This window comes from Rhodopseudomonas sp. BR0C11 (assembly GCF_010820945.1).
In the GTDB taxonomy this organism is placed as follows: Bacteria; Pseudomonadota; Alphaproteobacteria; order Rhizobiales; family Xanthobacteraceae; genus Rhodopseudomonas; species Rhodopseudomonas palustris_H.
Map to the genome: position 1 here is coordinate 1 of NZ_QTKI01000297.1, position 6,191 is coordinate 6,191.

A 6,191-nucleotide genomic window follows, 5' to 3' on the forward strand; every position below is an offset into this window, starting at 1 on the left:
GGCTGATCACCACCAGCGCGCCCGCGGCGCCGAGTGCGGCCAGCGCCCGGATCAGGCGCGAACTGCTGTGGGCGGAATCCGCAGCGGCTTCGGCATCGGCCGCCTGGCCGATCGCGCCGGCGAGCTTGAGGATGGTCTCGACCCCGTCGGTGGCGCGGGCGATGTAGTCGCTGCCGCTGAGCGGATAGGCGCCGGTGTCGCTGGCGGCGAGCACGCTGCTCCGGACCTGCACATAGGTTCCGAAGTAATCGGCATCGACGCTGCGGATCGCGTCGATCACCGCGGCCGGCGTGTCGGTGCGCTGCTTCAATGCGGCGATCATCGGCCACGCCAGATCGATCTGGCCGCGGAACGCCGAGATCTCGCCCATCTCAGCAGGCGTGAACTTGGCCCGGGCGCTGACCTTGGCGCCGAGATAAGCGCGCTCTCGCCCGGCATTTTCGGCCATCACCGCCGCCAGATGCCGGAGCCGGATCATCTGCGCCAGCGCCACCGACGGCGGATCGGTCAGCGTCTCCAGCGTGCTGCGCAGCGAATTGCCGGCGACATCGATGCTGCGGGTGATGATGCCGAAGGTGCCGCGCACCACCTCCGCATCGCGTGCGGACGCCGGCTTGGCAATGGCTTCGTCCACACGCGGACGCAGGGCGCCGTGATCCTGCTGGGCGCGCTGCGCCGCGGTGATCGCGGCGCCGCCGGCCTTCATCTGCGGCACATCGCCGATCAGCCGCAGCGCCTCGGCGAATGCGGTGTCGCCGGAGGTACGGGCCTTGGCGATGTCGGCGCGGCGCTCGGGATCGGTCGGCTCCGGGGCATTGAGCGCCGCGTTGCTCAGGCCGCGTTCCAGCGCCCACCGGCCGGCGCTCTTCAATAGCAGCTGCGAGATGCGATTGACCTCGACGAAGGCTTCGGACTGGCGGCGGCGGATCACCGCGTCGCGCGCCTCGAATCCGGCGAGCGTCATGGCGGTGGCCGCGAGCGCGAGAACGATCAACGGCAGCAATACACGGATCTTGAGAGACATCGCCGGCTCCTGATTGGCGTATTTCAACGAGCGACGGCGACGCGCGCCTGTTCCGAGAACGGAACAGGCCGCAGGAAATCTAATGGTCCGATTTCGATGGTGGGGTTCGCCGTTGAACGCCGGGCATCACGCCAATCGCGGCAGATCGATACTACCTACGCGCGTATCAATCTTCGTTAATCGCGGGCTACGTATGAGTCCGTAGCGACGAAAGACGAAGATGCCTGTCACTTGTTACTTACACTCTAAAATACTGCGGCGCCGCCGTGCGAGACGGCGGCGCCGAGCGCGTAACCGCAACTGACGTCAGCCAGGTCAGGCGGCGCGGATGGTGTCCAGGAAGCGCGCGACTTCGCGCCGGAGCAGATTGCTGTCGCCGGCGAGCGACTGCGCCGCCGCCAGCACCTGCGACGACGCACTGCCGGTCTCGCTGGCACCGCGTTGCACGTCGCTGATATTGCCGGTCACCTGACTGGTGCCGCGCGACGCCTGCTGGATGTTGCGCGAAATCTCGCGGGTCGCAGCGCCCTGCTGCTCGACAGCGGACGCAATCGACCCGGCGATCTCGGAGATGTGGCCGATGGTGTCGGTGATCTCCTTGATGGCCGTCACCGACTCGCCGGTGGCCGACTGGATGCCGCTGATCTGCGCGCTGATCTCGCCGGTCGCCTTGGCGGTCTGCTCGGCGAGCTGCTTGACCTCCGCGGCCACCACGGCGAAGCCGCGGCCGGCCTCGCCGGCGCGCGCCGCCTCGATCGTAGCGTTGAGCGCCAAGAGGTTGGTCTGGCCGGCGATGGTGTTGATCAGTTCGACCACATCGCCGATCCGGGTCGCAGCCTTGGCGAGCTCGCCGACGCGGTCGTTGGTCTTCTGAGCCTGGTTGACCGCCTCGTTGGCGATACGCGAGGACTCCTGCACCTGCCGGCTGATCTCGTCGACCGAGGCCGACATCTCTTCGGTCGCCGTCGCAACCGACTGCACGTTCGACGAGGCTTCTTCGGACGCGGAGGCGACCATCGAGGTCAGTTGCTGCGAGCGCTCGGCCGTCGTCGTCAGCCGGCCGGCCGAGACTTCGAGTTCGGTCGAGGCCGACGACACCGTCTCGACGATCTTGCCGACCGCGGATTCGAACTTGTCGGCCATGTCGTTCATGTCGCGACGGCGCGCCAGATCGGCGCTGGCCTGATCCTCCGCACGCTGCGCGATGCTGCGTTTGAGCTCGCCCTGCATGGTGCGCAGCGAGGCGGCGAGCACGCCGACTTCGTCGGCCTGTTCGATCGCCAGCTTCTGGTCGAGCTCGCCCTTGGCGATGCCGTCCGCGAAGGTGGCGCAATCGCCGATCGGACGGGCGATGCTGCGGGCTGCGAACGCGATCACCGTGATGGCGAGCACAACAACCAGGATGCCGGCGCCGAGCTGCCAGAACATCGCCGAATTGGCGCGGTCGTTCAGCGCGGTGTCGAGCTCATGTGCCGAGGCCAGCACCACTTTGCGCGGCACCGAGATCAGCACCGACCACGGCGTGCCGGTCCGTCCCACCGAGATCGGCGAGTAGACCTCGACGTTATCCCATTTCGGATCGTCGAGCACCGTGCCCTTGCCTTCTTTGACGATCGCCAGGCTCTCCGACCAGCGCGGATCGGCGCTCGATGCTGCCTTGCCGATCGATTCCGGATTGGCGCTGTTGGCGACGATCAGGCCGGTGTCATTGAGGATCGCGACCTTGCCCTTGCCGCCGAACAACGAGCGGTTGGCCTGGGTGGCGAGCTTCTGCACGAAGTCGAGATTGTAGTCCGCGCCGGCGACGCCGACGAACTTGCCGTCGATCTTGATCGGCACCGACATGGTGGCGAGGAACACCGCCTTGCCCTGCACGATGTAGGGCAGCGGGCCGAGGATGTTCTCCTTGCCGGTCGCCTTGGGATTGATGAACCACGCGCCCTTCACCAGGCCGTTCGGATGCCGCTCCTGGCTGTCGTATTCGACCAGCGGCTGCACCGCGATCGAACCGCTGGCGCTGCGGGTCCAATACGGCAGGAAGCGGCCGGTGTTATCCGAACCCATCGTCTGGCGGCCCTTGAACGCGACGTCGTTGCCGTCGAGGGCGTTCGGCTCCCAGGCCGAGTAGGTGCCGTTGAACGCCGGGTTCTGCTCCAGCGTGTTCTTGAGCACCGCGTTGAGCTGCAGGCGGCGGTTGCCGTCGGTGGTGCCCGCATTGTTCGGGTCGGCCAGCACCTCGAAGGCGTGCGCCATGTTGCGCGCGGAGTCGAGCCCGAGGTCGAGCTCGGCCTTGATCACCGAGGCTTCGGAGGTGGCGCGGTTGAGCAGGCTTTCCTTGGTCTGCTGATCGACCAGCTTCATCACCTCGGCGGTGACGTAGTGGTGCGTGCTCTGCGCCGACAGGACGCTGTAGCCGATCAGGATCAGGCTGGCGCCGGTCAGGCAGAGGCCCGCGACCAGCGCAATCTTGACCTGAATTTTGCGGATGGATTTGAACGAGAACGACATGAGGCACTCCTAGGAGAGCCCCATGCTGATTGCCGGCTATTTGGAATTGTTTAAGCAAACGCCTCGTGCGGTTACGAGGAAAGCCGGTTCCCGACTAAGACTTAGGTCTAACGCCGCGTGTAGCACCGCGACTAAGCACCGCCGATCAGGATGCCGACACCGAGCACAATGACGCCGCCCAGCACGATCTGGAACACCGCGTGCAGGAACGGCGTGTCCATGTATCTGGCGCGGACGTAAGCGATCACCCACAGCTCGACAAACACCACCAGCGCGGCGATGCCGGTCGCGATCCAGAACGCGTTGGCCCAACTATCCGGGACGAGATACGGCAGCGTGTGACCGAGGCCGCCGATCGTGGTCATCAGTCCGCAGATGCCGCCGCGCAGCCACGGCGAGCCGCGCCCGGTCATCGAGCCGTCGTCGGACAGCGCTTCGGCAAAGCCCATCGAGATGCCGGCGCCGATCGAGGCGGCGAGACCAACCAGGAAGGTCTGCCAGTTCTGATGGGTGGCGAAGGCGGCGGCGAACAGCGGTGCGAGCGTTGACACCGAACCGTCCATCAGACCGGCGAGACCGGGCTGGACGTATTGCAGCACGAACATCCGCCGCGCCGCGTGATCCTCGGCGCTGCGCGCATCGGGGGTGAGGATCTTGTCGGTGAGCTGGGTGGCGCGCTGCTCGTGACGCTTCTCGAACTCGGCGAGGTCGGACAGCAGCTTGCGGATGTGGACGTCGGTCGCCCGTTCGGCGGCGCGCTCGTAGAAGCGCTGCGCCTCGAACTCCATCGTCTCGGCTTCTTTGCGGATGCGGTCGAGCGGCAGATTGCGGGTCAGCCAGATCGGGCGGCGGCGGATGAAGCCTTTGACGTCCTCGCGGCGGATCGGCGGCAGATCCGGCCCGAACCGCTGCTCGTACATCCGCAGCAGCATGTGGCGATGGCCCTTCTCCTGCTGCGCCATCTCGGTGAACACGCGCGCGGAATCGGGGTATCGCTCGGCCAGATCCTCGGCGAACGCCAGATAGATCCGGCTGTCTTCCTCCTCGCCCGAGATGGCGACGGCCAGGATTTCACGCTCGGTGAGGTCGGAAAACGCCTTCATTTCTGCACCCGCAAATTTAGAACGCTTCTAAATAGGATCGCCGGCCGGGGGAGTCAAAGCCGAGCTCGGCGGCGGGTGGCCAATTGGTCGCAGGGCCCGTCATCGTCGCTTCATCGATCCGTCAGGCCTCTGTGACCGAGCGCCGCCACAAGACCGGCTTTCCATTCCTGGAGGCTGTTCATGCGAAAACTACTGCTCGGTTCGGTCGCGGTCTTTGCGCTGGCAACGTCCGCCGCGCTGGCGCAATCCGAAGGCGAATTTCCCGCCACCCTCGCCGGCCATGCGGTGCTGCCGGCGGCCTCGTTCGTCGACGCGCCGGCCGATGCGCCGGCCGATCTGAAAACCTCGGGCAAGTACACCACCGGGCAGCGCGTCGAAGCGCAGGGCAGCGTGATGGGCAAGTCCAACGGCCGTCCGACCGGCGTGTCGGTGCCGTTCAAGGGCCAGCCGCTGCAGGGCCATTCCGGCATCAAGGCGATGCCGGACGGCACCTTCTGGGTGCTGACCGACAACGGTTTCGGCTCGCGCTACAACTCGGCCGACTCGATGCTGTATCTCGACAACTACAAGATCGACTGGGCGACCGGCACGGTCGACCGCAAGCAGACCGTGTTCCTGCACGATCCGGACAAGAAGGTGCCGTTCCGCATCGTCCACGAAGACACCGACAAGCGCTATCTGACCGGCGCCGACTTCGACACCGAAGGCTTCCAGATCATCGGCGACCGGTTCTGGATCGGCGACGAGTTCGGCCCCTACATCATCGAAGCCGACCTGACCGGCAAGATCATCGGCATCTATGAGAGCATGGCCGATGGCAAGCCGATCAAGTCGCCGGATCATTGGTCGGTGCAGTCGCCCGGCGCGCCGGGCACGACCTACACCGGCGTCAATCTCAAGCGCTCCAAAGGTTACGAAGGCTTCGCCGCATCCAAGGACGGCAAGTTCCTGTACGGCCTGCTCGAAGGCCCGCTGTGGGACGCCGACAAGAAGGACTGGGAAAAGGTCGACGGCAAGGAAGCCTCGCGCATCCTCGAATTCGACGTCGCGCAGAAGAAGTTCACCGGCCGCTCCTGGCACTACGTGTTCGAGCAGAACGGCAACGCGATCGGCGACTTCAACATGATCGACGCCACCCACGGCCTGGTGATCGAGCGTGACAACGGCGAAGGCACCAAGGACAAGGCCTGCCCCGAAGGCAAGACCGGCACCGACTGCTTCAACGATCTCGCCAAGTTCAAGCGCGTCTACAAGATCGAGCTGACCGATGCGAACGCCGGCAAGCCGGTGAACAAGATCGGCTTCATCGACCTGATGAAGATCCGCGATCCGGACAAAAAGGCGAAGAAGCCGCTGACCGACGGCGTGCTGGCGTTCCCGTTCTTCACCATCGAGAACGTCGACAAGGTCGACGACCGCCACATCATCGTCGGCAACGACAACAACCTGCCGTTCTCGTCGAGCCGCGATCCGAACAAGGCGGACGACAACGAGTTCATCCTGCTCGAAGTCGCCGACTTCCTGAAGGCGAAGTAAGCGCCACAGCCGACGTAACC

At 65.5% G+C, this 6,191-nt stretch carries 4 protein-coding genes; 1 reads left to right on the forward strand and 3 read right to left on the reverse strand.

Annotation, left to right across the window (positions count from 1 at the left end; genetic code table 11):
* The 3 genes from DYI24_RS19220 to mbfA form a co-directional block, all read right to left on the reverse strand.
* The coding region (locus tag DYI24_RS19220) for a nitrate- and nitrite sensing domain-containing protein (RefSeq protein WP_205523592.1) at positions 1-1,024 on the reverse strand (1,024 nt) is incomplete at its 3' end.
* Positions 1,025-1,339: 315 nt separating this feature from the next.
* The gene (locus DYI24_RS19225) at positions 1,340-3,532 is read right to left on the reverse strand and encodes a methyl-accepting chemotaxis protein (protein WP_164573448.1); all 2,193 of its coding nucleotides are present in this window, start codon (positions 3,530-3,532) and stop codon (positions 1,340-1,342) included.
* A gap of 131 nt (positions 3,533-3,663) precedes the next feature.
* Positions 3,664-4,635 (reverse strand): iron exporter MbfA, encoded by a 972-nt coding sequence (gene mbfA, locus DYI24_RS19230; RefSeq protein WP_107345886.1) that lies wholly within the window; start codon positions 4,633-4,635, stop codon positions 3,664-3,666.
* 180 nt (positions 4,636-4,815) lie between these two features.
* Here mbfA and DYI24_RS19235 point away from each other — a divergent pair, with 180 nt between their 5' ends.
* Positions 4,816-6,171, forward strand: coding sequence for an esterase-like activity of phytase family protein (locus tag DYI24_RS19235; protein WP_164573449.1), 1,356 nt, complete (start codon positions 4,816-4,818; stop codon positions 6,169-6,171).
* The last annotated feature ends 20 nt before the right edge of the window (positions 6,172-6,191 follow it).

Excerpts from the sequence above, each read along its gene's own strand:
- DYI24_RS19225 (WP_164573448.1), bottom strand. The coding sequence starts at position 3,532 with ATGTCGTTCTCGTTCAAATCCATCCGCAAAATTCAGGTCAAGATTGCG.
- mbfA (WP_107345886.1), bottom strand. The coding sequence starts at position 4,635 with ATGAAGGCGTTTTCCGACCTCACCGAGCGTGAAATCCTGGCCGTCGCC.
- DYI24_RS19235 (WP_164573449.1), top strand. The coding sequence starts at position 4,816 with ATGCGAAAACTACTGCTCGGTTCGGTCGCGGTCTTTGCGCTGGCAACG.